The sequence below is a fragment of the Corynebacterium ulcerans genome (assembly GCF_900187135.1).
Lineage (GTDB): Bacteria > Actinomycetota > Actinomycetes > Mycobacteriales > Mycobacteriaceae > Corynebacterium > Corynebacterium ulcerans.
On record NZ_LT906443.1, the window covers coordinates 2,344,510 to 2,369,590 of the forward strand.

The window sequence follows — 25,081 nt, forward strand, 5'->3', positions numbered from 1 at the left end:
CGGTCGCTGCGTCGGCTGGGCTGGGCCGTATGCGACTGGACTAAAAATACTGTTCCCAGCACCACCTTGTTGAATAGGAAGATAGGAATGCCCCCTCAGATTTATGCACGGGATTTTGGGTACCGTCACTCAAGTCGTATCAAGCATGCTTTGCAGGGCATCAATCTTGAGGTGGAGCGTGGGGAACGCATCCTCCTACTCGGGGCGTCGGGTGCCGGAAAATCCACGTTGCTTTCTGCGTTGGCGGGCGTGCTGGGCGCCGATGAAGGGGAAGGCGAAGGTCTCCTAGAGGTCCATGCGACGCCTGGGATGGTGCTGCAGGACCCGGATTCACAGGTTATCTCCTCGCGAGTAGGAGATGATGTGGCGTTTGGCTGTGAAAACCTCCGCCTTCCTAGGGACGAGATATGGCGTCGCGTGCCTGTTGCCTTGGACCACGTTGGTCTGCAGCTGCCTCTGGACCATCCCACGGCGTTGCTGTCGGGAGGTCAAAAACAGCGACTCGCACTTGCTGGAGTGCTCGCTATGGGCGCGGATTTATTGCTTCTCGACGAACCCACCGCCAACCTGGACCCACAAGGAGTCCGCGACGTGGTGGCAGCAGTGGAAACCGCTGCGGACGCCACGAACGCCACTGTAATAATCATCGAGCATCGCGTGGATACGTGGCTCGCATTTGTGGACCGCATTATCGTGCTAGGCGATGACGGAAGCATCATCGCTGATGGCCCAGCCGATACCGTGATTTCTCAGCATGGAGAAGAACTCGCTCAAGGCGGCGTGTGGGTGCCGGGCAACGATCCCCTCCTACCCGCGGCACAGCCAGTGAGCGCATCAGCGGAACACGCGCTGACCACGCATGATTTGGCCGTGGGCTGGGACTCTCCACTACATGATTCGCTGAACCTTGCCGTACCTCGGGGTTATTCGACTGTACTTACCGGGGCCAACGGCGCTGGAAAGACAACAACCTTGCTCACCCTCGCAGGATTACTTCCGTCCCTAGGAGGGGAAGTGCGAGTAGCCCCGGCAATCGCCGGAAAGCTCGGCCCCCACCCTTATACATGGTCCTCGACAGCGCTTGCTGCCCGTATGGGGTACGTCTTCCAAGATCCTGAGCACCAGTTTGTGGCTAAAACGGTGCGCGAGGAACTTCTTGTCGGGGCCCGAGGGGCGAAAACGTCCCAAGACGAGGTGCGTCGTCGCGCTGACTCTCTCCTAGCGACGCTCCGCCTGGACCACTTGGCGGAAGCGAATCCCTTTACGTTGTCCGGGGGACAAAAGCGACGACTTTCTGTGGCTACCATTTTGGTGAACACACCTCACGTGGTGTTCTTAGACGAGCCGACTTTTGGCCAGGATCGCCGCACTTTTACTGAGCTCGTTCTGCTCTTGCGTCAGCTCACGGACAACGGGACCACCGTGGTATCCATTACCCACGACCCGCTGTACCGCGCGGCGCTAGGAGATAAGGAGATTCAGCTGTGAACCTCATCAAGGACGTCAACCCGGTCTCCCGCGTTCTCGGCCTGGCATTGTTTACCACGCCTCTTTTGATCAGCGTGGATATTGTGTCGGCAGCCATTGCAGTGATGTTTACAGTGGTGTGTGCGCCCTGTGTTGGGGTGCGCTGGCGAGTGCTGGCGCGGCGAGGCCTTCCCATTTTTATTGCCACCCCGATAGCCGGGCTCTCGATGGCCCTATACGGCAGGCCCGAAGGACATGAGTATGCGTCTTTCCTTTTTGCCCATGTGACGGATAATTCTTTGAGTCTCGCCGCCGCAATCATGGTGCGTGTCTTGGCCGTAGGGCTACCGGTCATTGTGTTGCTCACGGCCATCGATCCCACGGAACTCGGAGATGGGCTTGCTCAGGTGCTCAAGTTGCCGTCTCGGTTTGTGATCGGGGCAGTGGCCAGTACCAGGCTTATTTCGCTGTTTCGTCGAGATTGGCAGTCGCTGCGCCGGGCGCGCCGGGCGAGGGGATTGGATGACAAAGGCCGCATGAAGACAGCTTTTTCTGTGACGTTTGGCCTGCTTGTTTTAGCGTTGCGACGCGGTGCGAAGCTAGCCACGGCGATGGAGGCTCGGGGGTTTGGCCGGTATTCGGATAGGACGTGGGCGAGAACCTCAACCTTTGGGCGTCGTGACGCCCTCCTACTCGCGGCATGCGGCGCGATGTCGACAGTGGCGATTGCGGTTTCCGTGTACACGGGAAGTTTTAGGTTCTTGGGCGCATGATTGTGCTTATCGACGGCCCCTCCGGTTCCGGAAAAACCACACTCGCTAGGAAGCTGGCGGGGATCTTGGGGTTCGAATTGGTTCATCTCGATGATATTTATCCAGGGTGGCATGGCCTTGCTGAAGGTTCTCGGATCGTGGCTGAGGAGGTCTTGGGTGAGGCCTCTGGGTACTGGCGGTGGGATTGGCAGCACGACCGGCGCGGTGAGTGGGTGCCTGTGCAAGCTAAGAACCTGGTGATCGAAGGCGTTGGGGCGATCACGAGGGAGACAGTGGCGGCGTCGAGAAGCAAAGGTTATGTTTTTAGCGTTGTTCTTGACGGCCCGGAAGCGTGGCGGAAGGCGCGGGCCTTGGCACGTGACCCTGATTACGAGCCGTGGTGGGACATATGGGCGGCTCAAGAGCGGGCTCATTGTGCAAAGCTCCCGGATGTGGATGTGCGGTTATGGCTAGGAGAGAAATGATTATCAGAATCGCGGCAGTTGTGTTTTTTAACGACGGAAAAGTAGCGAGTGTTCGCAAGCGAAACACTGACTTTTTTATGCTGCCTGGTGGGAAATTGGAGAAGGGGGAGGATCCCATGGCAGCGGCGATTCGGGAGATCGCTGAAGAGCTACATATCCATATGGGCACTGATGAACTAGAAGCAATCGGGCGTTATCAGGCACCAGCTGCCAACGAGCCGGGGGCGACCGTTGATTGTGACGTGTTTCTCTATAGCGGAGAAGAAAAACCGCACACCGTGTACGAAGAAATTGCGGAAATCGCGTGGTTTGGGCTCGACAGTGATTCCGAGAGGTTAGCCCCGTTGTCTCGGGATGTGGTTTTTCCCGCCTTAAGGGGGTAAGAATCTCACCCCCATTTGGTAACAAGATAATAACTTTAAAATCATATGGGGAAACTCACCATTCGTCTGACGTGCAGGTAGGAGGGGCGAAATTTTTACAGAAACTATAAGTGGACAGTTTTAGTGACCTAGGCACGTCTGTAGCCCTTATGAATGACATGCGTCACGGACTAGGATTTCGTGCAAGCAATGACCACGTTTCCGGTTGGAGACTATTGCGAAAGATGTCCGTCATCCCCTGGGAGGTCGTAAATGACGCTTAAGAAGACTCTCGCCGTTGGTATGTCCGCGGCCCTTGCTGTGAGCCTCGCTGCTTGCTCCTCGGACTCCTCTGGTAGCAAGTCCGGTAAAAACTACGTTCTGGCTAACGGCTCGGAGCCGCAGAACCCGCTGATTCCCGCAAACACCAATGAGACCGGTGGCGGACGCATCGTGGATGTTATTTACTCGGGGTTGGTTCGCTATGACTCGGATGGCAAGGCACATAATGAGCAGGCCGAGTCCATCACCCTTGAGGGGGACCGAACTTACAAGGTCACCTTGAAAGACGGACTGAAGTTCTCGGATGGAACTCCCATCAAAGCAGAGAATTACGTCAAGACCTGGAATTACGCTGTGGCCAACGATCAGCGCAATGCGTCCTTCTTTGAGCTGGTGAAGGGCTTTGACACCGGCGTAAAGGAGCTTGAAGGGCTGAAGGTTATCGATGATAAGACCTTTAGCATTGAGCTTTCCCAGCCCGTGTCGGATTTCCCTGCTCGCCTAGGCTATAGCGCGTACTTTGCGCTTCCAGATGTGGCGTTTGATGACATCGCGGCCTTTGGTGAAAAGCCCATCAGCTCCGGCCCTTACAAGGTTGCGGAGTGGAACCACAACGAGTCCATCACCCTGGTGCCCAATGAGGAGTACACCGGGGACCGTAAGGCTAAGAACGACGGCGTGAAGTTTACGTTCTATTCTTCTCAGGATGCTGCGTATTCCGACCTCCTGGCCGGTAACCTCGACGTTCTCGACGCTATTCCGGATTCTGCGTTTGGCACCTTTAAGAGCGAGCTGGGCGAGCGCGCTGTTAACCAGCCTGCTGCGGTTTTCCAGTCCTTTACTATCCCGCAGAAGCTTGAGCACTTCTCGGGTGAGGAAGGCGTGTTGCGTCGCCAAGCTATCTCCCTGGCGATTAACCGCGAAGAAGTGACCAAAGCTATCTTCCAGGAGACACGTACCCCGGCCAAGGACTTCTCATCCCCAGTTGTCGATGGATATAAGGAAGGGCTGCCCGGAAGCGATGTCGCCAAATTCAACGCTGCTAAGGCTAAGGAACTGTGGGCAAAGGCCGACGCTATCTCTCCATTTACCGGTGAGTTCACCATCGCTTACAACTCTGACGGCGGACACCAGTCGTGGGTTGATGCGGTAGCTAACCAGATCAAGAACAACCTGGAAATTTCCGCATCCGGCAAGCCATACCCAGACTTCAAGTCTTTGCGAGACGAGGTCACGCACCGCACTATCAAGGGCGCATACCGTACCGGATGGCAAGGCGACTATCCGCTTCTGGGTAACTTCCTCAGCCCGATTTACGCCACCAACGCCAGCTCCAACGACGGCGACTACTCCAACCCTGAGTTTGACAAAAAGCTTAACGACGCTGCCGCAGCTTCCTCCGTGGAAGAAGGAATCAAGCTTTACCAGGAAGCAGAAGAGATCCTGTTTAAGGAGCTTCCCGCTATTCCTCTGTGGTACTCGAATGTGACCGGTGGCTACTCGCAAAACGTAGACAACGTGGTCTTCAGTTGGAAGTCCGTTCCTGTGTACGAACAAATCACCAAGGGCTAAACCCCACCGTCATATAAGACGTTTGTTGCTTGGCCCCGCGTGGTCTCTGCGCGGGGCTCAGCCATCGTTAATAAGCTTTAAGGAAATTGCATATGTTGCGCTATGTTGGGCGCCGCTTGCTTCAAATGATCCCAGTGTTCTTTGGGGCGACACTCCTGCTCTACGCACTCGTATTCCTCATGCCGGGCGATCCCGTTGCGGCCCTCGGTGGAGACCGCGGTCTGACGGAAGCCACCCGGGCACGAATCGAGGCGGAATACAATCTAGATAAGCCATTTATCATCCAATATCTGCTGTATATCAAGGGCATCTTCTCCCTTGACTTTGGCACCACCTTCTCCGGTCGCCCTGTCGCGGAAGCCATGGCTCATGCCTTCCCTGTGACCATAAAACTTGCCGTCATGGCGCTTATCTTTGAAGCTGTCTTTGGCATTTGTTTTGGCGTGATCGCAGGAATGCGTCGCGGCGGAATCTTCGACTCCACCGTGCTCGTCATGTCGCTCATCGTCATTGCCGTTCCATCATTTGTGATTGGTTTTGTTTTCCAGTTCTTTGTCGGCGTGAAGTGGGGGATTCTTCCGGTAACCGTCGGATCGAACACGTCAGTCACATCGCTCCTCATGCCAGCCATCGTCCTAGGGGCGTTGTCCTTTGCCTATGTGGTTCGCCTCACCCGGCAATCAGTCTCAGAAAACCTGCGGGCAGATTATGTACGCACCGCGCGGGCGAAAGGCTTAAGCGGCAGAAACGTGACCATGAGGCACGTCTTGCGTAACTCGCTGATCCCCGTAGCCACCTTCCTAGGCGCTGATCTTGGAGCGCTTATGGGCGGAGCTATCGTGACCGAAGGAATCTTTGGTATCAACGGTGTTGGTGGCACCATGTACCAGGCAATTCTTAAAGGCGAGCCCACCACAGTCGTGTCCTTTACCACGGTCCTCGTGATCGTCTATATCATCGCTAACCTCGTCGTGGACCTGATCTACGCATTGCTTGACCCGAGGATCCGCTATGCATAATCACAATATTTTCCAGCCCCGCCCCGGGCAGGAGCACTTCATCGCAGATGTAGATGAGACAGGTTTGGGTGCTGTCGACGCCGTCGCCGACGAGTCTGCCCCCACGTCCACATGGGGTGAAGCATGGAAATATCTGCGCCGCCGTCCACTGTTCTGGTTCTCTGCTGCGTTGATTCTTACCGCAGTGCTCCTCGCAGTCATTCCGCAGATGTTCACGTCCACGGATCCAGGCTTTTGTGAGCTCTCCAAATCTTTGGCAGATCCGACAGAAGGACATCCCTTTGGCTTTGATCGCCAAGGTTGCGATATCTATGCACGCATGATTTACGGTGCGCGGGCATCTGTCGCAGTAGGAGTGTTTACCACTCTTGCGGTAGTGATCATAGGAACCGTTATTGGAGCTGCCGCTGGTTTCTTTGGTGGCATCCTGGACACCTTGTTGTCTCGGCTTACTGATATTTTCTTTGCCGTCCCTCTCGTCCTAGCGGCGATTGTGGTTATGCAGATGTTTAAGCAGGAGCGCACAGTCATGACGGTCGTGGTGGTGCTCGCTATGTTTGGTTGGACCAACATTGCCCGTATCACTCGAGGTGCCGTGCTGTCGGTTAAAAACGAGGAATTCGTTATTGCCGCGCGTGCAGTGGGTGCATCTAAGTGGAAGATCCTGAGCAGCCATATTCTGCCTAATGCTGCGGCCCCGATTATCGTGTACGCGACGGTGGCGCTAGGAACGTTTATCGTGGCGGAGGCCACCCTCTCCTTCCTAGGCATTGGACTCCCGCCGAACATCGTCTCGTGGGGCGGAGACATTGCTAAGGCCCAAGTATCGTTGCGTACTCAGCCCATGGTGCTGTTCTATCCGGCGGTAGCGCTTGGTGCGACAGTCTTGAGCTTTATCATGATGGGCGACGTAGTCCGTGATGCCCTTGATCCGAAGTCTAGGAAGCGATAAGAGCAATGAGTGAAAATAATAATGCGCCGCTTCTAGAGGTGAAGGACCTACAAATCTCCTTTACGTCCTCAACTGGCACTGTCGACGCCGTCCGCGGCGTCAACCTGACCATCTATCCCGGCCAGTCGGTGGCCATCGTGGGTGAATCTGGTTCGGGTAAATCCACCACTGCAATGGCAATCATTGGTCTGCTCCCCGGAACTGGAAAAGTAACGGGCGGACAAATCTTGTTTGACGGAAAAGACATTACAAAGCTTTCCGATAAACAAATGCAGGCTTACCGAGGCTCACAGATCGGCCTTGTCCCTCAAGACCCTATGAGCAACCTCAACCCTGTGTGGCGCATTGGCACGCAGGTAAAGGAATCACTGAAAGCAAATAATGTGGTCCCGGGTTCTGATATGGATACTCGCGTCGCAGAGCTTTTAGAGGAAGCAGGGCTTCCCGACGCCCACCGCCGCGCGAAACAATATCCGCACGAATTTTCCGGAGGCATGCGTCAGCGAGCTCTCATCGGTATCGGTTTGGCAGCGCGTCCCAAGCTGCTCATTGCCGACGAGCCCACCTCGGCTCTGGACGTGACGGTACAAAAGCGCATCCTAGATCACTTGGGTGGGCTCACTCAGGACTTGGGAACCGCAGTTCTCTTTATTACCCACGACCTTGGTCTGGCGGCTGAGCGTGCCGAACACCTCGTGGTGATGCACCGCGGGCGCGTCGTTGAATCCGGCCCCAGCCTTCAGATCCTCCGCGACCCGCAGCATCCATACACCAAACGGTTGGTTAAAGCTGCGCCTTCCTTAGCTTCTGCTCGCATCCAATCGGCGCAAGAGCATGGAGTGGAAAGCTCTGAGATCCTTGCTTCTGAAAAGACGGACAGTAAAGAGATCATTCGGGTAGAAAATCTCACCAAAGTTTTCGATGTTCGTGGCCAGCGTGGTAAAAAAGCCGAGCTGCGTGCTGTCGACGACGTCAGCTTCTCCCTGAAACAAGGAACGACCCTCGCGTTAGTAGGAGAGTCGGGGTCCGGCAAATCAACTGTGGCCAATATGGTCCTCAACCTTATTGACCCAACCTCAGGCAAGGTCTACTACAAAGGCACGGACCTATCTACGTTAGGGAAGAAGGAACTCTTTGCGATGCGGCGCAAGCTGCAAGTGGTGTTCCAAAACCCCTATGGCTCATTAGACCCAACGTATTCAATTTTCCGATGCATCGAAGAGCCGCTTGTTGTGCATCAGGTAGGAAATCGCAAAGAGCGAGAGAAGCGCGTGGCCGACCTCCTAGACATGGTGGCTATGCCGCGTTCAGCTATGCGACGCTATCCCAACGAACTCTCCGGCGGTCAGCGCCAACGCATCGCTGTAGCTCGCGCGCTGGCGTTAAACCCTGAGATCATCGTTTTGGATGAGGCGGTTTCGGCCCTGGACGTTCTGGTGCAGAACCAGATCCTGCAGCTGCTGGCCAATCTGCAGTCCGAACTCAATTTGAGCTATCTGTTTATCACGCACGATCTTGCCGTGGTGCGTCAAACAGCGGATGAAGTTGTGGTGATGCAAAAAGGGCGCGTGGTGGAGCAGGGGACGACTGACGACCTCTTCCTATCGGCGAAGGAAGAATATACGCGTAACCTCATTGATTCTGTTCCTGGTTTGGGCGTGGAGCTGGGCACGGGCATGTAGTGAACGCTGCTAGCTCTCGTTGTCACTAGGAGAGGGGATTCTTTGCGAATCTCCTCTCTTTTTGCATGCAAAGCTTGCACTCCTAAAGGTTACTCGGTAACTTTTAATCATGGTTACTGAGTAACCATCTCTTTGGTAGCAAGAAACTCTGCAAAGAAGGCAGCTGTATGACTATTCGGCATTCGCTACTCAGCCTCCTAGCGGCTAAGCCACGGCCAGTAGGAGAGTTGCGGACACAATTTCATGAACTCACGCAACATACCTGGCCCCTCAACATCGGTCAGGTATTTCAGACAATCCAAAGGCTGGAGCGCGACGGCTTTGTCGAGTCCCTAGGAGAAGTAGAGGGCAGCACAGGACATACCGCGCAGGTATACGGCATTACCGCTCACGGGCGGGATGAATTGGAGACATGGTGGAGCACTCCCACGCTGCTTTCTAAAAATCAGCGCGATGAGCTCGTTATCAAAATTGCGATGGCTCAAGCCACCAATGCATCGGGAGTAGGAGAGATGGTGCAGCGGCAGCGGGAAGCTGTGATGTGGGAACTTCGCGACGTTGTGAAGCAAAAAATGGCGCTCGCACCGCAGCGAACCGCAGCTCGCCTCCTACTGGAGAGGCGAATATTCAATCTTGAAGCAGAGTCGAGATGGCTTGATCACATAGAGACTCTAGAGATCCCCGCAGAAGGACAACCACAATGATGACCCAACCGGCAGTATTAGTTCTGGATAATATCGGCAAAATTCATGATGACGGTTCTCGGACAACGACGACTCTCGATTCGGTGTCGCTTACAGTAGAAGCCGGCGAGCTCGTCGCGGTTATGGGACCATCGGGGGCGGGAAAATCGACGCTTCTTAATATTGCAGGGACCTTGGACACTCCTACTCGCGGGCGCGTGCTTATCGACGGCTGTGACACCAGCGGATTCAGCGCCAAAGAACGCGCCCGCGTGCGACGCGAATCCGTCGGCTTTGTCTTCCAGGACTTCAACCTCATTCCAACTCTTACCGCCTCCGAAAACGTGGGCCTCCCGCTTGAACTCAGCGGCATGACTAGGAAGGCGTGTGAGGAACAAGCTGCCGCAGCTTTGGAAGCCATCGGCCTTCCTAACGCGGGCGACTCCTTCCCGGCGGAGCTCTCGGGCGGCGAACGCCAACGTGTTGCCATCGCACGTGCTCTCATCGGCGATCGTCGATTATTGCTTGCCGACGAGCCCACCGGCGCCCTAGATACCACCACCGGAGAAGCCATCATGACTGTGCTGCGGTCGCGCATTGACCAAGGCGCAGCCGGCCTCCTAGTGACGCACGAGCCGAGGTTTGCCGCATACGCAGATCGCACGGTGTATTTGCGTGACGGACGATTGCAGGGGGATCAATAGTGACTTCGCTTTCTAGACGCCTGGCATGGCGCGAGCTGTCTACACACAAAATCCGATCGGGCGTAGCAATTGCTCTTTTCGCACTGCCGATCATGGTGATATGCGCTTTTACTAACGCGTTGCTGGGAATCTCGGCTCAGTCCTACGATAGGGGTCGTCTTCCTAGTACTTATGCGGACATCAGCAACACCGTCTGCTCAGAAAAAGACAAAGAAGAGGAAAACTGGTGTGTGCGAGACCGCGAGGAACTGGAAAAACCGGATATCGAGCGCATTAAGAACCTTGTTCCCGACATCGCCGATACTTTTACCCCGGTGTGGCAGCTCGAGACCTCGGTTGCTAGCTCCTATGGCGCGGATATCCGCCTTACTCTGAAGACTTCTCCGCAGGCGAAGAATGAGCCGCAGGTGCCAGCGCGCGGTGAGATCGCTCTTAGCGACGACGCCCTCTCCCTCCTAGGCAAGCGAGTAGGAGAGAAAATGAAGTTTATCCCGTGGGCAGGCGCGCAACCTTTGACTTTGACCATCGCAGAGCGAACCGATGATCACTCCACCAATGTGATGGACGGTGTGGCTAAAGCGGTGGGGGTCTTGAATAAAGAAGATATTAATGTAGCTCAGTTTGGCGGGGACTCGGAGTTGGTAAGTGCGCGGCTTCCTCAAGGAGTCTCTGTGGAGTGGGAGTCGCCGCGCATAGTGGACCAAGCCGTAAGTCAAGAGGCGAAAGGAGTCTCGGTTCATAGCGTGGAGCACGTAATCCCATCGAGATACTCGTCCTTTCTCGCTTCTTATGTAGACATTGAATTCCTTATGTTTGTGTCCGTGGGGGCGCTCGCGGTTATTTTGGTCTCGAGTATCGTCGGCACGGTTTTTGCGGTTGCCGCACGGCGATCAATTCGTTCAACTGGATTGTTGGCTGCAGTCGGTGCCGATCCCCGGCAGCTGAGGAAGATCATGCTGTGGCAGGGGGCACTCGTCGGCTTGCTGGGCTCCTTACTAGGAACGGTGGCTGGCCTATTCCTTGGGATGCTTCTTCCGTGGGGCATAGAAGGCGTGTATGTCTTCGGCTTTGCCTGGGACATTGCACTTTTGTCGGTGGCTGTAGCTGTCATTGCCGGCCTGTGTGCAGCGATGCTTCCTGCGATACGCAGCGCCTCGATGGAGCCTGTTCAAGCGCTGGCGGAGGGGGCGTCGACACGCATTGTGAGGTTGAGGCCGCTCTACTTTGTGGGGCCAGCACTTGGCATTCTGGGGTTGATAGGCATTGTGCTCTCGAATCCTGAGCAGCCTATTGGGGTATGGGCGGTGATGGTCGTTATTGGTGCGATTATATCGGCGCCGGCCACAATCCTCTTCCTAGCGAAGCTCGGTCGTCGAATGCCTCTGAGTATGCGACTCGGGCTGCGCGATGCGCTCCGAAGCATATCCAGAACAGGGCCTGCGGTTGGCGCGATCACTGGAACGATGATGATATGCGTCTTTGTATTCCTAAGTGTCACAGGTCCCGCGGATCTAAGAACGCAAGTCCATGTCAACGGGATTCGGATAACAGCTAACGAGGCAGTGGCTTCGGACTCTAGTCCTTATGAGGCTGCTATTCGGAAAAAGCAAGCACAGCATTCCGCACCATTGCGTGTCGACGAATACGCTTCTTATTACTCCTCGCAACGGGGGAGGTTCAGCGAAATTAACGTCCTCCCTCCTAGTAAGAAGGTGGCAGATTCAGACTCTAGGTTGTCGCTATTGGATTCCTTTAGCTTCTTTAACAATTGGGATAAAGAAATTTCTGTTTATGTGGTGACGCCATCAGTTATAAGCATGCTGGCCGACAGCGAGCTGAAAACTCTCGATAAAAAAGTAATCGACCGCTTAGAACAGACAATTGCTCACGGCGGGGCAGTGGCCTTTAATCCGGATCTCGTTGAATCAGGAAAAATCAATGTGGCCGTTAAAAGGAAAACGACTGACAAAGACGGCGACCATCACGAACTTCTTGCGATGGCTGTGCCAGGCGCCCATACTAACGCCGTGGTCGTCTCTCCAGAGACCGCGCGATCTTTGGGCGTAGAAGCAGTATTCCGGGCTTCTTACTTAGTGGGTGGTTCGGAGCTTAGTTGGTGGGAGAAACTAAAGCCAGGCTATTCCGGAGATGACTTTGCCAATGTCACGGTAACGAGGCTGTCGGCGTTACAAGATCGGTTTGAAGTGGCAGTAGTTTTGTTCCTGTCGTGGGTGCTGTGCTTTGGCCTCATCCTTCTCCTAGTGGCGTTGGCCAGCTTTGAGACTCGTCGTGAAGTCACCACAATGTTCTCCCTAGGAGGGGAGAAGAAGCTGATTCGACGATTCAGTGCGATGCAAGGACTATTCGTAGCCTTGACCGGCGCAGTAGGAACTATGGTTTGGCTGTTCGCGTTAGAGCGTGCAGAGCTGATCCGCTTACCTGTCGAAGATCATCCGTTCAGAGTGTTTGATATCCCTTGGATGATGGTTGCTGTCTATGCAGTAGGCGTGGTTTTTGTAGGGTGGCTAACGGGATATGCTTACGGGATAAAGCGGGGTCGTGATTATGATTCTTTAGTCCCTAGGAGATAGAGAAAAAGCGAGGTCCTCACCAGTTCTGGTGAGGACCTCGCTTTATGTGTGAGCTACAAACTAACCCGAGGAGTTTTAGTGGCTGTGGAAGGGGAGCGGGAAACTTGGAAGCGGAATGACGGTGGGGAAAGCGGTGGCGTCGATAAGCGGGCTAGGAGCGTCGGCGGCGGGCGGTTTGGACGCTCCGCTTATGGCTGAAATCCACTCGGTGTGCTCCGCAACAGGCGTGTACCAGCCGACCGTACCTGTGTGACTGGTCATGCTGAGAACGCCGACCACAGCGTTGCCTTCCATCAACGGGCCTCCGGAATCGCCTTGGCGGAGGATTCCTTGGCTGATCCATTGCTCAATTAAGACGGCCTGGCGGTCGGGGCCGGGGACGTTGGTGACACGGCGCTGTGTTGTAGCCTCCGCCCACTGCGCGTGGCCGTGGGTGATCCCGCCCCAGCCTGCAGCGATGGTTTTTTCACCAAAAGACAGGTTGTTGCTGGAAAGCGTCATCGGCGCTGTGCCAGATGGTCGATCAAGCTTGATTAACGCGATATCTGCGGTGGGGTGGGGAATTTGTTCGACAGCGCGGAAGACTTGGCCGCCGACGCCGATAGTTGATGGTCCGGCGCCAAGGCAATGCCGAGCGCTCAATACCCATTCAGGAGTTACAAGAGCGCCTGTGCATTGCTGCTCTCCTAGTCCCACATAAGCGAGACTGGGTTGATTGGTTGCAGTGCCGCCGACGACTGCGTGACTAGGAGCAACTATTCCTAGCGAGAGAGCGACGGCGGTGGTGACAGCAGATAATCGGCGAAAAAGCCGCATTTAGAGAATCTCCTCTATTACTTCCGTGGGACGTGCAAGGCGTACGCCTTTATCCGTGGATACGATCGGCCGTTGAATAAGCCGGGGGTGTTTTACCATCGTAGCAATGAGATCGTCGTCGGAAGTTTCTGGCGAGAGGCCTAGGTCTTGGTAGAGCTGCTCGTTTGTTCGTATTGCCTCGTGGGGGCTTAGCCCTGCTGTGCGTAGGAGGTCGCGAAGAGTGTCCTCGCTAGGAGGGGAAGAGAGGTAATTAATGACCTGCACATCATCATGCCCTCGATCCTGCACGAACTCCAGCGCCGCGCGCGACTTAGAGCAGTGTGAATTGTGATAGATGGTGATCATGGTGCGGGCTCCAGTTTGACGGTGTCGGCCCATTCTAGGTCGTAGCCTAGGGAGGAGAGCCAGCTCATGGGATCGTCGTTGTAGCGGGTTATTCCTTCGACGGCGAGGAGGGTCGCGTCAATTGCACGTTCGGCTTCTTCTGCGGTGATGATGCCCGCTGAGGTTGCTGCTGCGAGCTCATCGATGTCTACCACTTTGACGGGTTCCCCGGTTACGGAGATGAGGTCCACATACAAGTCGCGAGTGACCCACATGTTGTCTTCTCGGGAAATATCGGCGACATCAAAGTAGAAATCCTGACGTTCGTCGACACCTTCACGGAAATGGAAGATATTGGCTCGCAATCCCAAGCTAGGCAGGAGCCATGACTCTAGGTAGCCGAATTTGGGATGGTCAGCACCACGGGCCATGTACAGGCCAAAATCGGTGGAGTGAAAGTCGTCTACGCGCCGCTGAAAACCTTTGGGGTCGATATTGGTCATCGACGATGGATCGAAGGTTTCCTTTTTCACTGGATGCAGGTCAACCATTATTTCACCTCGAAGAGTGCAGCCGTGGGTAGGAAAGTGCAGGGGCTTGCCTCTGTGGCAATAGTTCCCTCGATGAGTGCAATGACGCGTCCCTTCCCCGTATCAGCGGTTCCGGATACGGTGCTAGGGCCATCTGGGTTGATTCCGTGGCCGACGAGTCGAGTACTTCCGCCCTGCAACGTGGAAAGATTAAACCAGTGAACATTCATTGCTTGATGCTCATTGGGGGCGAGTTTTCCAGTTCCTAGCGCGGTGAAAACAAAGGCGGTTTCGCCTTCTTTTGCTCCTGGTGCTGGAATTTCTGCAGGTCCGGGAACGGCGATTGCTGACCCTGTGGCAGTCAGTTGCCCGCTGATGCAGCGTCCCGCGATGCTGGGCCAGAGGAACTGGTTGAACTGGGGACCATTGTCGGGGACTTTAATTTCCCCCTGCCCGGTCCCTTCTATGAAGGCCACGGCTGCGAGCAGTTGGTTGCGGATTGGTTCAGGCAGGGTGTTGGCAAAGTCTTTCGCTTTGCTGAGGGTTTCGGCATTCGGGCGTCCGAGTTGGTCCAGGGGGAGCCAGGAGGAGAGGTCAACCGTCGACGAGGACGACAAAAGCGGCGCTGCCGGCAGAGGTTGTGCAGGCATAGCGGTTGCACCACCGATTGAGGTGAGAGTGCAAGTAGCCGCGAGAAGCGTCGCGGTGATGGCGTGGGTAATTCGGCGCACGTACAGCCTTCCTAGCTATTGGATTTGCTATTGCCGTATAGAGAGACGTGTTTATTGGGCGAGGGAAGCCAATAAATACAATAGCAAGTCACAATAATCACAAGAGTTTACTCGAATAACAGTAGTCACTGCTTTAATAGTGTCAAGGGTTACTAACTAATATTCTCAATGTGGGGGAACGGAAAAATTCCTCTCTTGATACACGTCGCTCATCGTGATCTTTTTGTTACATGTTGCTGTATCTACGTTTCTAACGTGCACAGTTGTGGGTAAGTGGAGTAATGTAACAGCGCTGTACTATGCGCCCGGACTCTTCGCATGATTCGGCGACGTGATTTTACCAGGCGCATCCAATTTTTCAGGAGACACTTTTGACCCGTCCAGAGTTTCGCAATGTAGCCATCGTTGCGCACGTTGACCACGGAAAGACCACCCTTGTAGACGCTATGCTGCGTCAGTCAGGCGCCTTCGATGAACACGCAGAGCTCGTCGACCGCGTGATGGACTCTGGAGACCTAGAAAAGGAAAAGGGCATCACCATCCTGGCCAAGAACACGGCTATTCGTCGTAAAGGCGCGGGCAAAGAGGGTAACGATCTCGTTATTAACGTGATCGATACTCCTGGCCACGCTGACTTCGGTGGCGAGGTTGAGCGCGCCTTGAGCATGGTGGATGGCGTCGTTTTGCTTGTCGACGCTTCCGAAGGTCCGCTACCACAGACCCGATTCGTTCTGGGTAAGGCGCTCGCAGCGAAAATGCCGGTGATCATCTTGGTCAACAAGACTGACCGGCCTGATGCGCGTATTGACGAGGTGGTCGAGGAGTCTCAGGACCTCCTCCTAGAGCTGGCCTCAGCTTTGGACGACCCCGAGGCTGCAGAAGCCGCAGAGCAGCTGCTCGACCTGCCGGTTCTCTACGCTTCTGGCCGTGAAGGCAAGGCGTCTGTGGAAAACCCCGGCAACGGCAACATCCCCGAGGCTGAAGATCTTCAAGCGCTTTTCGACGTTATCTACGACGTCATGCCAGAGCCCACCGTCAATGTTGATGGGCCTTTGCAGGCGCATGTGACCAACTTGGACTCTTCCTCCTTCCTAGGCCGCATCGGCTTGATCCGTGTGCACTCCGGCACGTTGAAGAAGGGGCAACAGGTCGCTTGGATTCACTACGATGAGGACGGCAATCAGCACACCAAGAGCGCTAAAATCGCCGAACTGCTGCGCACCGTTGGTGTGACTCGCGTGCCTGCCGATGAGGTAGTGGCAGGAGATATTGCTGCTATCTCCGGCATTGATTCTGTGATGATCGGCGATACTCTCGCTGACCCAGAAAACCCTGTTGCGCTTCCACGTATCACCGTTGATGAGCCTGCGATCTCCATGACCATCGGTGTCAATACTTCGCCTTTGGCCGGCCGTGGTGGCGGCGACAAGCTGACTGCTCGTGTGGTGAAAGCACGCTTGGATCAGGAATTGATCGGTAACGTGTCCATCCGTGTCCTTCCTACTGAGCGTCCAGACGCATGGGAAGTTCAGGGCCGTGGTGAAATGTCGCTGTCGGTCCTCGTGGAGACGATGCGTCGTGAAGGCTTTGAGTTGACCGTCGGCAAGCCTCAGGTAGTCACGCAGACTATCGACGGCAAGCTCTACGAGCCCTATGAGCACATGGTCATCGATATCCCATCGGAGTACCAGGGCAACGTCACCCAGCTGATGGCTGCGCGTAAGGGGCAGATGCTGTCTATGGACAACATCTCTGATGACTGGGTCCGCATGGAATACAAGGTTCCTGCACGCGGCCTGATCAGCTTCCGTACCATCTTCCTCACCGAGACTCGTGGTACCGGCATTGCCAACTCCTACTCAGAAGGCATCGACGTATGGGCAGGTGAAATCAAGGGGCGTGCATCCGGCTCCCTCGTGGCGGACCGTTCTGGCCAGATCACCGCTTACGCTCTCACGCAGCTTTCCGACCGCGGCAACTTCTTCGTCGAGCCAGGCATGGAAGCTTATGAAGGCATGGTCGTTGGTGCTAACAACCGTGATGAAGACATGGATGTGAACATCACCAAGGAAAAGAAGCTGACCAACATGCGCTCAGCTACTGCTGATGCCACCGTCACACTGGCCAAGGCACATGTGCTTTCCCTCGACGAAGCCATGGAGTTCTGTGGTCAGGATGAGTGTGTGGAAGTGACCCCAGACGTCCTACGCGTACGCAAGGTCATTCTCAATGCCACCGAGCGTGGCCGTGCCCGTGCACGTGAGAAAGCACGCAACAAGTAAGATAGCTCGCATGATGAACAAGCACCGCGTTTTCCTAGCAACAATCTCGGCCGCGGTGCTTGTGTCATGTTCGGCAAATCCCGGTCCCGCACCGGTGGAAAAAGAACCGGAATCTCCCCCTGTCAGTAGTGCTGCCAGCAGTACCTCGGCGGCACCAAAGCCGGAAAAGAAAACCAAAAAGTCGGTGTCGATAGGCATAGATCCGATTACCGGAGGATTGAATCCACACGTGTTGTCGGACGACTCTGTGTTTGTTCGTGCGCTTGCCACCCTCGTCCTTCCTAGCGCCTTCCTAGGAGGGGAGATTAATGCTGATCTTCTTACCTCCGCGCAGGAGATAGCTCCTCCTACTAGCACGAGCGCTGTTCAGACGGTGCGGTATACCATTCGTTCGGAAGCTCAGTGGAGCGACGGAACCCCCATCACAGTGTCCGACTTCCAATATCTGTGGGAGGCGAAGTCGACAAACCCGGGCGTTCTGGGCGCATCGAAGTATCGAGCAATAGCTGGAATTCGCTCCTCTAATGGCGGTCGTACGGTAGACGTGGATTTCTCTGCCAAAGTAGCCGATTGGCGTGACCTATTTTCCGCACTCCTACCCAGCCACCTATTGCGAGATAGCGACGCTAGCTTCACCTCAGTAATGGCTCACAGCATTCCGGCTTCGGGATGGAAGTATTCGCTGGCGAGCGTCGACAAACAACGAGGAATCCTCACGCTGAATCGCAATGATCGCTTCTGGGGCAAAAACCCTGCGAAGAATGAGACGATTACTTTCTCCGAAGTTCGCGATGTAACCCAGGGGGCGGAGATGCTGCGGACGGGGCAAATCCATTACCTTGACATCACTCCTACGGAGGTCGCCCGCGAGGCCTTCGAGTTGATGCCGAACACTCAGGTGCGCACTCAAGAAAGCCCCCTAACGCTCCAGCTGATCGCCAACCTTAATCTGAGCGAGGCCCAACGGGCCGAATTACGGTCGCTGGTGGACCGCCGACTAATTGCCAAGCTAGCTATGGGGCGTTCTAGCGACTTGGTGGTGGCGTCGGAAAGCTATGAGCCCCATGCGGAGCTGCTTGCGTCCCTAGGAAGGGACGTGAGGATCGGCGTTGATCCCGCGGATCCACACGCAGAAAACGCCGCCCGCGCGCTCGTGGATCTTCTTGCGCGCCATGGAGTAGGTGCGAAGCTCGTGACCACGGACACCGCCTCTCTCCTAGGCACGAAGCTTATCGACGGCAGCGTGGATGCCATCATGACGTGGAATTCTGCGAACAATCTTGATCGCTACCAATGCTCACGGCCTAAACCGGCCACTAATTTCACCAACTGGTGCAACAAACAAACCGATGTTGAAATCAGCGAAGTGCTCGCTGGTGTTCGCACGCCAGAGGACTTCAACGCGATTGCCTCCAACATCGAAACAAGCCAACACTTTACTACCGAGATCACCAAGGACCTGCGCCTACAAGTGCGCGGCAGCGGTATCGTAGGACCGGACCCACAGCTAGATCAGTGGCCAGAAGACCTTGCAGCCCTGGCCACTTGGACACCCAAAGAGGACTAATGCGCGACCTTATCGGCAAAAAAGTAATAGCCGTTCATGCCCACCCCGATGATGAAGCCATCTGGACTGGCGGACTCATCGCAGAACTCTCGCTCCGTGGTGCTGACGTCACCGTGGTGACATGCACGCTAGGAGAGCAAGGAGAAGTTATCGGCGAACCCTACCAAGGGCTCGTCGCAGACTCGGCCGATCAACTGGGGGGATTCCGGATTGGGGAGTTGTCACGCTCCCTCTCTCTCCTAGGCGCGCGCGGGGAACACCTTGGCGGGGCGGGATATTGGCGCGACTCAGGAATGGTCGGTGATAAAGCACATGAACATCCCCGCGCATTCGTCTCCTCTGGTGAGGAAGCAGTGGAGCAGCTCGTTGAAATTCTGGCGCGAATTAACCCCGACCTCGTGATCACCTACGGGCCCGATGGAGGATACGGACACCCAGACCACATTCAAGCGCACAAGATCACGCATGAAGCCGTCCGGCGTGTGCCCGTCGCCCGCATCATTTGGGCCGTCACAGATAAAACAGACCTTGACGCCGGACTCGATGCCATCAGCGCCGTTCCCGAAGCTTGGCGACGCTCGCGCCCAGATGAAATAGCGTGCGTCGAGAGCGTCGACGTCCGTATCCTACTGAGCGATGAGGCCTTCGCTAGGAAAAAGGAAGCAATGAAAGCCCATGCCACCCAACTCTGGGTTGCAGACGGATCCACAACTGCGACCAACCCCCACGCCGCTATCGCTGGCGTTAGCGATCCGAATGCGGCGCCGGCTGTTTTTGCGCTAAGCAACCTGATCGCCCAACCTCTCCTACGCACGGAGTGCTACCAGATGGGCCAAGGCCCCCTTCCTAGTGGCCTCGACATCGTTGCAGAACTAGTGAGATAAAAGAGTGGCTGAGCACATAACAAGCGATGACAACCGCTCCTACGTGTACCAAGAATTCAGTAGGGGAGAAGCGGCATGGGGACTTTTCTGGCTCTCCCTAGGAGGGGTTATTTCCGTCCTCCTAGAAATCGTCTATCTCAACACTTGGGTCGGGCCCGTGCCTGTGCCGTATACCGTCGCAATCGCGTTCTTATTCAACATGGTTCTGACAAAAACAGCGAAGTTGTGGACTAAAAAATCAGCCATTGCGCTTGTTCCAATGTATGCGTGGGCGTTGGGATTCTTTGGGCTGATGGTGGCGGGAGGTGTGACGGGGGATCAGCTGCTTGGATCAAGCCTTCGCCCCCTCCTACTCATGATTGCAGGTTTTGTAGGAGGCAGTTGGCCTCTGCTGCGCGGAAAGTGACATAATGAATCGAATCATCCGAATACGTGAAGTGGAGATCTATAAGCAATGACGTACACAATCGCACAGCCCTGCGTTGATGTCATGGATCGAGCATGCGTTGAGGAATGCCCAGTCGATTGCATCTACGAGGGAAAGCGTTCCCTGTACATCCACCCCGATGAGTGCGTCGACTGCGGAGCCTGCGAACCTGCGTGCCCGGTCGAAGCAATTTTTTATGAAGACGACGTTCCAGATGAGTGGCTGGATTATAACGACGCCAACGCTGCATTTTTCGACGACCTCGGCTCCCCAGGTGGTGCGGCCAAACTCGGCCCACAGGACTTCGACGCCAAACTTGTAGCCGACCTCCCTCCACAGGCGTAAAAACATCTTCAAAGGACGGACCATGAGCCGCAGCCCGCTAGGAACAAAGCTTCCCGACTTCCCCTGGAACTCCCTCGCAGAAGCAAAAGCCAAGGCGCAATCGCACCCAGACGGAATAATTAATCTATCTGTGGGCTCGCCTGTCGACGAAGTATCTCCAGGCATTTGCCTCGCACTAGCGGAGGCCGCTGCAGCTCCTGGCTATCCCCAGACTATCGGGACGCCCGAACTTCGCGATGCCATAGGAGCATCCCTAGCCAGGCGTTACAACGTCCCCTCCGTAGGAGGAGTGCTTCCGGTTATCGGAACAAAAGAAGCTATTGCGCTCCTACCCTCTCTCCTAGGGATTAACTCCACCGTAGTAATCCCCGAGGTGGCATACCCCACTTATGAGGTCTCCGCTCTTATTGCTGGTGCCACTCCCAAGCGCAGCGATGCCCCCCACACCCTTCCTAGTCCCGAAGACATCGATCTCGTATATCTCAACTCCCCGTCGAACCCCACCGGCAAAGTCCTCAGTATCGAGACACTCCGAAAGATTGTGGAATGGGCGCGCGAAAACAATGTCATCATTGCTTCTGATGAATGCTATTTAGGGCTGACCTGGGAAGGTGAAGCGGTGTCTATCCTGGACCCGCGCGTCAACGATGGGGACCAAACAGGTCTCCTAGCGATCCATTCGCTCTCAAAGACCTCCAACCTCGCTTCCTACCGAGCAGGTTTCTTAGCCGGCGACGTGGAGCTTATCGCTGAGCTTACTGAAGTGCGCAAGCATGCAGGTCTTATGGTTCCTGGCCCAATCCAAGCCGCAATGACCGCCGCGCTCAACGATGATGATCAAGAAACCTTCCAGAAGCTACGCTACGCACGTCGCCGCGCAACTCTCCTACGCGCGCTTGTCGACGCTGGTTTTACTGTCGAAAGCTCAGAAGCAGGCCTTTATTTGTGGACAACACGAGGAGAAAACTGTCGTACCACAGTGGAATGGTTTGCTAATCGGGGCATTCTTGTTGCGCCTGGAGATTTCTATGGCCCTAGCGCTGAAAATTATGTTCGTATTGCGCTGACAACCTCTGATGAACGAGTGGCAGCGTTTGCGGCGCGCTTGCAAGACTAAAGATTAGTGGCGCTGCTCTCGCTATCTTCTTGTTCCAGGGCACAGAACTAGGTGAGAAAACTTTTTAGTGTCCCATAGAAAAGTGTCTTTTACAGCCATTAGAGCGTTACATGACATACAGAGAGTTTATGAATCTTGTGTCGGGAGTTTTGAGAAGTTTCGATTACCGCTACAATCAACAAGGTTAATTGCCCACTAGGAGGAGAGACTCGGTGTCCGAGAATTCTAAAATACGGATGACTAGGAGCCTACGACAGTTCATCCAATTCGGAATCGTTGGCGGATCCGGCACCGTAGTAAACTTGGTGGTCACAGTCCTGGCCAAGAAAATTGCTTGGTGGGTAGGAGAGGTGTCCGAGCATGACGCCTTCTACAATCTTTTAGGCTCTTCTTTCCACGTTCGTTGGTACCACGTTTTTATGACGATTGCGTTTGTGGTCGCCAATACGTGGAATTATCAGCTGAATAGGATGTGGACGTTTAAAGCTGCCCATATGACGTCGTGGTGGCGAGGTTTTTTCCCCTTCCTACTCACGGGAGTAGGAGCGTTTTTTGTGAGCCAGGTGGTGGCCACATTGCTGATGAATCCGACGTCGCCGATTGCGTTGTCGCCAGTGATTTTCGATGACTCTTCGGGATTGCGCACAAAGTTCTACTGGGCAAGTGCTATTTCGATTGTGGTGGCAATGCCAGTGAACTTTATTATCAACAAGGTGTGGACTTTTAGAAAGCCAAAGACGGTGGTCGTGCAGGTGGCTGAGCCGGTATAGGCTAGACAGCTACCCCAAAATGCTGGCAGGCCCAATAGCGGCCAGATTTTCTGGCAAGAGGCAGGATGCTGGCACGCGGTCGTGCAGTGGGGGATGGGGGTTGTAAGCCGGCTCGGCCGGTATGGGGCATGCGGATATAGTGTCCGTTGGTGGGTAGGAGAGGGTTGTCGTCGTTAAGCTTATTGTGCGTTGAGCAGCAAGCGACGAGGTTTTTGAGGTTTGTTTCTCCGCCGAATTGCCACGCTTGGAGGTGGTGAATTTCGCAGTTGTTAGCGAGCCTGTGGCAGCGTGGGTCGGCGCAGGTGAGTTGATCTGCGGTGAGGATGAGGCGCTGCTTTTTGTTGGCGTAGCGTTTGGTGCGGAAAAGGTCGACAGGCTCAGGGACGCCGTCCTGATTAAGTGCGTAGATGACGGCGTAGCCGAGATCCGCTAGGAGATGCTCTGCAAGGTCTTTAGCGGGAATGAGGGCGCCGTCCGTGGTGGCTAGCATGCCGTCGCCAATGTGTGTGAGACCATCAGCGGGTAGGAGGATGAGGCCTTCACGACGCGGAATGTTTGCAGCATCATGCTGCAATATGCTCTGTTTCAGCGCCAGCGCCAAGGCATGCGAATATGTGAGTGTGGGGTTATGGCGTCGTAAGTGCCGTGCCAGCGAGTTAAGTTTTTCGCTGATGGCGCTGGCATCGTCGTCGTGAAGCGAAGCATGCACATGGCGCATCCCATCTGCATCAGTGTTGCGCGATATGCGAGCAGCCGGCGTCTGCTGTGGTTTCCCGCATTCGCTATTGAGCGCGACGACTTGCGCCGCTGCCTCCGCTTTCGCTTCAAGCACAGTCTTGCCCCGAGCCCACCGATACAACCGCTTGCGGAGGGCCTCCCTGCTTATCGACGCCTCCCCGGACAGCTTGCTCAACGCAGCATTGGTAACTCGCAGGATCTCTATGCCCAAGTGATTGGCCTCAGCTATAGCAATAGCTTCCTGACGCTGTTTCGATGCCCTTTTCGCCCCAAACAAATCGCGGCCCAACTTCAGCACCGACCCTAGCCACTGAGGATGGAAACCAAACTGTGCTGCGATATCTTCCTTGGACGTCGTCGCGCTCAGCTCAAATAGAAACTTGGCAATTTGAATGCCGCTGGTGGAATAGACGGAGAAAGCCCCTTCGATGTTCATAGCGATGAGGCTAAAACATGGAAGGGGCTTCCCTCTTTCTCCTAGGGACTGAGCGCCGCAAACCTGTGGAATATGGCTTAATTGGTCCCGATACCTGTGGAATTCTCGCCAGGCAGTTGCGCTTTTTCAAAAGGTCGTCTAACAGCAACCAAGCTCACTAGGAAAAGTACTGCGACCATCGTTAGCGCAGACAACAACTCAATCCGCGCATGTGCGTCGCTGAGCATAAGTGCTCCGAGGCCGGCAAGGATGATGAGGGTGAAGCTCGTTAACCACGGGTAGGCCCACATCCTCACTCCTAGGGACGGAACCAAAGCCTCAAGCCTACGACGCAGCTTCAACTGGGAAACCGCAACGAACGTCCAAACCGTAAGCAACGATGCACCCGCAGCATTGAGTAGGAAAGAGAGCAACCAACCGGTATCGAGGTAGTTGAGCACCACCATGACAACACTGAGAATCACCGATAAAAGGATCGCGGTAGTCGGCACGCCACGTTTGTTCACCCGTGCAAACATCCGAGGCGCTTGTCGACGCTCCGCCAAAGACATCATCATCCTAGAGCTGGCATAAATCTGAGCGTTGAACGCAGACAACAAAGCTAAAACAATGACAACTTCCATCGTCCCTACGACACCAGGGATGCCGGCGATCGCTAAAACCTGAGAAAACGGACTCTCAGCGGCGCTCTGAGCCTTTCCTAGCGATGAGTAGGGTAGGAGGAGGACGATCACGGCGACGGATCCAAGATAGAAAATACTGATGCGAGTAATCGTGGTTCGTACGGCGTTGACCAAAGATCGTTGCGGATCTTCAGATTCAGCGGATGCAATAGCCACGACTTCGATGCCGCCAAAACCGAAAGCAACCGCTAGGAGAGCCGCAGCGATGCCACTGACGCCATTGGGCATAAACCCTTCGTTTTCGATCTGATTGAGTCCTACAAAGTCATGGCCGGGTAAAAGACCCGTGACTAGGAGGAAGCCGACGGCCAAGAAAAGAACCAAGACTGCAACTTTGATAAAAGCGAACCAGAACTCGAATTCACCGAAGGCTCGTACGCGTAGGAGATTAATGGTGCCAAATACCAAAACAAAGAAAAGTGCTGGTAGCCAAGGTGACACTCCTAGCCACGATGCAACAAATCCCGCAGCACCGGTTATTTCTGCGCCTAGGACAGCGACGGTGGCGAGCCAATAAACCCACCCTTGGATAAAACCTGCCCAGTGGCCAATTCCAGCGTCTGCATATTCAGAAAAAGAGCCGGAAGCTGGTACCACGGATCCCATCTCGCCGAGCATGCGCATAATCATGACAGCGATAAATCCTGCGATGATATAAGCGACAATCACAGCGGGGCCCGCGGCTTTAATACCAACGCCTGTCCCTAGGAAGAGGCCGGCGCCGATTGTTGATCCAAGTCCCATCATTGTGAGATGTCGGACTTTCAGTCCACTTCCTAGTCGCGTGATGTTTTCGCTTGTCATGACGGGGGGGTCTTTCCGAGGCAAGAGGGGAGAAGAATAGCGACGCCGCCGTTCTTTTCCCCTGCTAGATAGTCGT

General features: G+C 55.1%; 24 protein-coding genes. 18 read left to right on the forward strand and 6 right to left on the reverse strand.

The genetic code is table 11. From position 1 onward, the window contains the following. The first annotated feature begins 87 nt into the window (after positions 1-87). The 11 genes from CKV68_RS10670 to CKV68_RS10720 all read left to right on the forward strand — a co-directional run bounded on the left by CKV68_RS10670 (position 88) and on the right by CKV68_RS10720 (position 12,551). Positions 88-1,488: an ABC transporter ATP-binding protein gene (locus CKV68_RS10670; RefSeq protein WP_095076176.1), complete on the forward strand. Its 1,401-nt coding sequence runs from the start codon at positions 88-90 to the stop codon at positions 1,486-1,488. After that, positions 1,485-2,240, forward strand: a complete 756-nt coding sequence (locus tag CKV68_RS10675) for an energy-coupling factor transporter transmembrane component T family protein (protein WP_095076177.1) — start codon at positions 1,485-1,487, stop codon at positions 2,238-2,240. The genes CKV68_RS10670 and CKV68_RS10675 overlap by 4 nt, the downstream gene beginning before the upstream one ends. After that, entirely contained in the window at positions 2,237-2,704 is a 468-nt protein-coding gene (locus tag CKV68_RS10680) for an AAA family ATPase (protein WP_013911184.1), read from the forward strand. The genes CKV68_RS10675 and CKV68_RS10680 overlap by 4 nt, the downstream gene beginning before the upstream one ends. Then, positions 2,701-3,087, forward strand: coding sequence for an NUDIX hydrolase (locus tag CKV68_RS10685; protein ID WP_014525569.1), 387 nt, complete (start codon positions 2,701-2,703; stop codon positions 3,085-3,087). Before CKV68_RS10680 ends, CKV68_RS10685 begins: the two co-directional genes overlap by 4 nt. A gap of 252 nt (positions 3,088-3,339) precedes the next feature. Continuing rightward, positions 3,340-4,920: a peptide ABC transporter substrate-binding protein gene (locus CKV68_RS10690; RefSeq protein WP_014525570.1), complete on the forward strand. Its 1,581-nt coding sequence runs from the start codon at positions 3,340-3,342 to the stop codon at positions 4,918-4,920. A 92-nt stretch (positions 4,921-5,012) separates the two neighbouring features. Continuing rightward, the gene (locus tag CKV68_RS10695) at positions 5,013-5,939 is read left to right on the forward strand and encodes an ABC transporter permease (RefSeq protein WP_013911188.1); all 927 of its coding nucleotides are present in this window, start codon (positions 5,013-5,015) and stop codon (positions 5,937-5,939) included. Continuing rightward, complete coding sequence (locus tag CKV68_RS10700; protein ID WP_095076178.1) at positions 5,932-6,891, forward strand: ABC transporter permease; 960 nt, start codon at positions 5,932-5,934, stop codon at positions 6,889-6,891. Before CKV68_RS10695 ends, CKV68_RS10700 begins: the two co-directional genes overlap by 8 nt. Before the next feature lie 5 nt (positions 6,892-6,896). After that, positions 6,897-8,573: a dipeptide ABC transporter ATP-binding protein gene (locus CKV68_RS10705; RefSeq protein ID WP_038618081.1), complete on the forward strand. Its 1,677-nt coding sequence runs from the start codon at positions 6,897-6,899 to the stop codon at positions 8,571-8,573. 167 nt (positions 8,574-8,740) lie between these two features. After that, entirely contained in the window at positions 8,741-9,277 is a 537-nt protein-coding gene (locus CKV68_RS10710; protein ID WP_013911191.1) for a PadR family transcriptional regulator, read from the forward strand. Then, positions 9,274-9,960 carry an ABC transporter ATP-binding protein gene (locus CKV68_RS10715; RefSeq protein ID WP_029974967.1) on the forward strand — a complete coding sequence of 229 codons (687 nt, stop codon included), beginning with the start codon at positions 9,274-9,276 and terminating at the stop codon, positions 9,958-9,960. Before CKV68_RS10710 ends, CKV68_RS10715 begins: the two co-directional genes overlap by 4 nt. After that, positions 9,960-12,551, forward strand: a complete 2,592-nt coding sequence (locus CKV68_RS10720) for an FtsX-like permease family protein (protein WP_095076179.1) — start codon at positions 9,960-9,962, stop codon at positions 12,549-12,551. Before CKV68_RS10715 ends, CKV68_RS10720 begins: the two co-directional genes overlap by 1 nt. A 75-nt stretch (positions 12,552-12,626) precedes the next feature. On the opposite strand, the gene CKV68_RS10725 is transcribed toward CKV68_RS10720, so the two are convergent. Genes CKV68_RS10725 through CKV68_RS10740 form a run of 4 tightly spaced genes read right to left on the reverse strand, consistent with a single transcriptional unit; the run spans position 12,627 to position 14,952 of the window. Continuing rightward, positions 12,627-13,367, reverse strand: coding sequence for a S1 family peptidase (locus CKV68_RS10725; RefSeq protein WP_013911194.1), 741 nt, complete (start codon positions 13,365-13,367; stop codon positions 12,627-12,629). After that, on the reverse strand, positions 13,368-13,712 hold the full coding sequence (gene arsC, locus CKV68_RS10730) for an arsenate reductase (glutaredoxin) (protein WP_014525573.1): 345 nt from the start codon (positions 13,710-13,712) through the stop codon (positions 13,368-13,370). Then, positions 13,709-14,242, reverse strand: a complete 534-nt coding sequence (locus CKV68_RS10735; RefSeq protein WP_013911196.1) for a ribonuclease FAU-1 family protein — start codon at positions 14,240-14,242, stop codon at positions 13,709-13,711. The genes arsC and CKV68_RS10735 overlap by 4 nt, the downstream gene beginning before the upstream one ends. Then, positions 14,242-14,952, reverse strand: coding sequence for an Rv1157c family protein (locus tag CKV68_RS10740; protein ID WP_014525574.1), 711 nt, complete (start codon positions 14,950-14,952; stop codon positions 14,242-14,244). The genes CKV68_RS10735 and CKV68_RS10740 overlap by 1 nt, the downstream gene beginning before the upstream one ends. Positions 14,953-15,323: 371 nt before the next feature. Here CKV68_RS10740 and typA point away from each other — a divergent pair, with 371 nt between their 5' ends. The 7 genes from typA to CKV68_RS10775 all read left to right on the forward strand — a co-directional run bounded on the left by typA (position 15,324) and on the right by CKV68_RS10775 (position 22,344). After that, on the forward strand, positions 15,324-17,234 hold the full coding sequence (gene typA, locus CKV68_RS10745; protein WP_013911198.1) for a translational GTPase TypA: 1,911 nt from the start codon (positions 15,324-15,326) through the stop codon (positions 17,232-17,234). Between the two features lie 10 nt (positions 17,235-17,244). Next, the gene (locus CKV68_RS10750; RefSeq protein ID WP_095076180.1) at positions 17,245-18,801 is read left to right on the forward strand and encodes an ABC transporter family substrate-binding protein; all 1,557 of its coding nucleotides are present in this window, start codon (positions 17,245-17,247) and stop codon (positions 18,799-18,801) included. Continuing rightward, on the forward strand, positions 18,801-19,685 hold the full coding sequence (gene mshB, locus CKV68_RS10755) for an N-acetyl-1-D-myo-inositol-2-amino-2-deoxy-alpha-D-glucopyranoside deacetylase (RefSeq protein WP_095076181.1): 885 nt from the start codon (positions 18,801-18,803) through the stop codon (positions 19,683-19,685). The genes CKV68_RS10750 and mshB overlap by 1 nt, the downstream gene beginning before the upstream one ends. A 4-nt stretch (positions 19,686-19,689) precedes the next feature. Continuing rightward, positions 19,690-20,091: a hypothetical protein gene (locus CKV68_RS10760; RefSeq protein WP_014525577.1), complete on the forward strand. Its 402-nt coding sequence runs from the start codon at positions 19,690-19,692 to the stop codon at positions 20,089-20,091. Between the two features lie 48 nt (positions 20,092-20,139). Beyond that, positions 20,140-20,457 carry a ferredoxin gene (fdxA, locus tag CKV68_RS10765; protein WP_013241627.1) on the forward strand — a complete coding sequence of 106 codons (318 nt, stop codon included), beginning with the start codon at positions 20,140-20,142 and terminating at the stop codon, positions 20,455-20,457. 22 nt (positions 20,458-20,479) lie between these two features. Beyond that, positions 20,480-21,574, forward strand: a complete 1,095-nt coding sequence (gene dapC, locus CKV68_RS10770) for a succinyldiaminopimelate transaminase (RefSeq protein WP_095076182.1) — start codon at positions 20,480-20,482, stop codon at positions 21,572-21,574. 212 nt (positions 21,575-21,786) lie between these two features. Beyond that, positions 21,787-22,344, forward strand: coding sequence for a GtrA family protein (locus CKV68_RS10775; RefSeq protein WP_013911203.1), 558 nt, complete (start codon positions 21,787-21,789; stop codon positions 22,342-22,344). 1 nt (position 22,345) lies between these two features. Here the strand turns inward: CKV68_RS10775 and CKV68_RS10780 are convergent, their stop codons facing one another. Beyond that, entirely contained in the window at positions 22,346-23,518 is a 1,173-nt protein-coding gene (locus tag CKV68_RS10780) for an HNH endonuclease signature motif containing protein (RefSeq protein ID WP_014525579.1), read from the reverse strand. 77 nt (positions 23,519-23,595) lie between these two features. After that, positions 23,596-25,005, reverse strand: a complete 1,410-nt coding sequence (locus CKV68_RS10785; RefSeq protein WP_095076183.1) for an amino acid permease — start codon at positions 25,003-25,005, stop codon at positions 23,596-23,598. Positions 25,006-25,081: the final 76 nt, after the last annotated feature.

Excerpts from the sequence above, each read along its gene's own strand:
- CKV68_RS10670 (WP_095076176.1), top strand. The coding sequence starts at position 88 with ATGCCCCCTCAGATTTATGCACGGGATTTTGGGTACCGTCACTCAAGT.
- CKV68_RS10680 (WP_013911184.1), top strand. The coding sequence starts at position 2,237 with ATGATTGTGCTTATCGACGGCCCCTCCGGTTCCGGAAAAACCACACTC.
- CKV68_RS10685 (WP_014525569.1), top strand. The coding sequence starts at position 2,701 with ATGATTATCAGAATCGCGGCAGTTGTGTTTTTTAACGACGGAAAAGTA.
- CKV68_RS10690 (WP_014525570.1), top strand. The coding sequence starts at position 3,340 with ATGACGCTTAAGAAGACTCTCGCCGTTGGTATGTCCGCGGCCCTTGCT.
- CKV68_RS10695 (WP_013911188.1), top strand. The coding sequence starts at position 5,013 with ATGTTGCGCTATGTTGGGCGCCGCTTGCTTCAAATGATCCCAGTGTTC.
- CKV68_RS10700 (WP_095076178.1), top strand. The coding sequence starts at position 5,932 with ATGCATAATCACAATATTTTCCAGCCCCGCCCCGGGCAGGAGCACTTC.
- CKV68_RS10705 (WP_038618081.1), top strand. The coding sequence starts at position 6,897 with ATGAGTGAAAATAATAATGCGCCGCTTCTAGAGGTGAAGGACCTACAA.
- CKV68_RS10710 (WP_013911191.1), top strand. The coding sequence starts at position 8,741 with ATGACTATTCGGCATTCGCTACTCAGCCTCCTAGCGGCTAAGCCACGG.
- CKV68_RS10715 (WP_029974967.1), top strand. The coding sequence starts at position 9,274 with ATGATGACCCAACCGGCAGTATTAGTTCTGGATAATATCGGCAAAATT.
- CKV68_RS10725 (WP_013911194.1), bottom strand. The coding sequence starts at position 13,367 with ATGCGGCTTTTTCGCCGATTATCTGCTGTCACCACCGCCGTCGCTCTC.
- arsC (WP_014525573.1), bottom strand. The coding sequence starts at position 13,712 with ATGATCACCATCTATCACAATTCACACTGCTCTAAGTCGCGCGCGGCG.
- CKV68_RS10735 (WP_013911196.1), bottom strand. The coding sequence starts at position 14,242 with ATGGTTGACCTGCATCCAGTGAAAAAGGAAACCTTCGATCCATCGTCG.
- CKV68_RS10750 (WP_095076180.1), top strand. The coding sequence starts at position 17,245 with ATGATGAACAAGCACCGCGTTTTCCTAGCAACAATCTCGGCCGCGGTG.
- mshB (WP_095076181.1), top strand. The coding sequence starts at position 18,801 with ATGCGCGACCTTATCGGCAAAAAAGTAATAGCCGTTCATGCCCACCCC.
- fdxA (WP_013241627.1), top strand. The coding sequence starts at position 20,140 with ATGACGTACACAATCGCACAGCCCTGCGTTGATGTCATGGATCGAGCA.
- dapC (WP_095076182.1), top strand. The coding sequence starts at position 20,480 with ATGAGCCGCAGCCCGCTAGGAACAAAGCTTCCCGACTTCCCCTGGAAC.
- CKV68_RS10780 (WP_014525579.1), bottom strand. The coding sequence starts at position 23,518 with ATGAACATCGAAGGGGCTTTCTCCGTCTATTCCACCAGCGGCATTCAA.
- CKV68_RS10785 (WP_095076183.1), bottom strand. The coding sequence starts at position 25,005 with ATGACAAGCGAAAACATCACGCGACTAGGAAGTGGACTGAAAGTCCGA.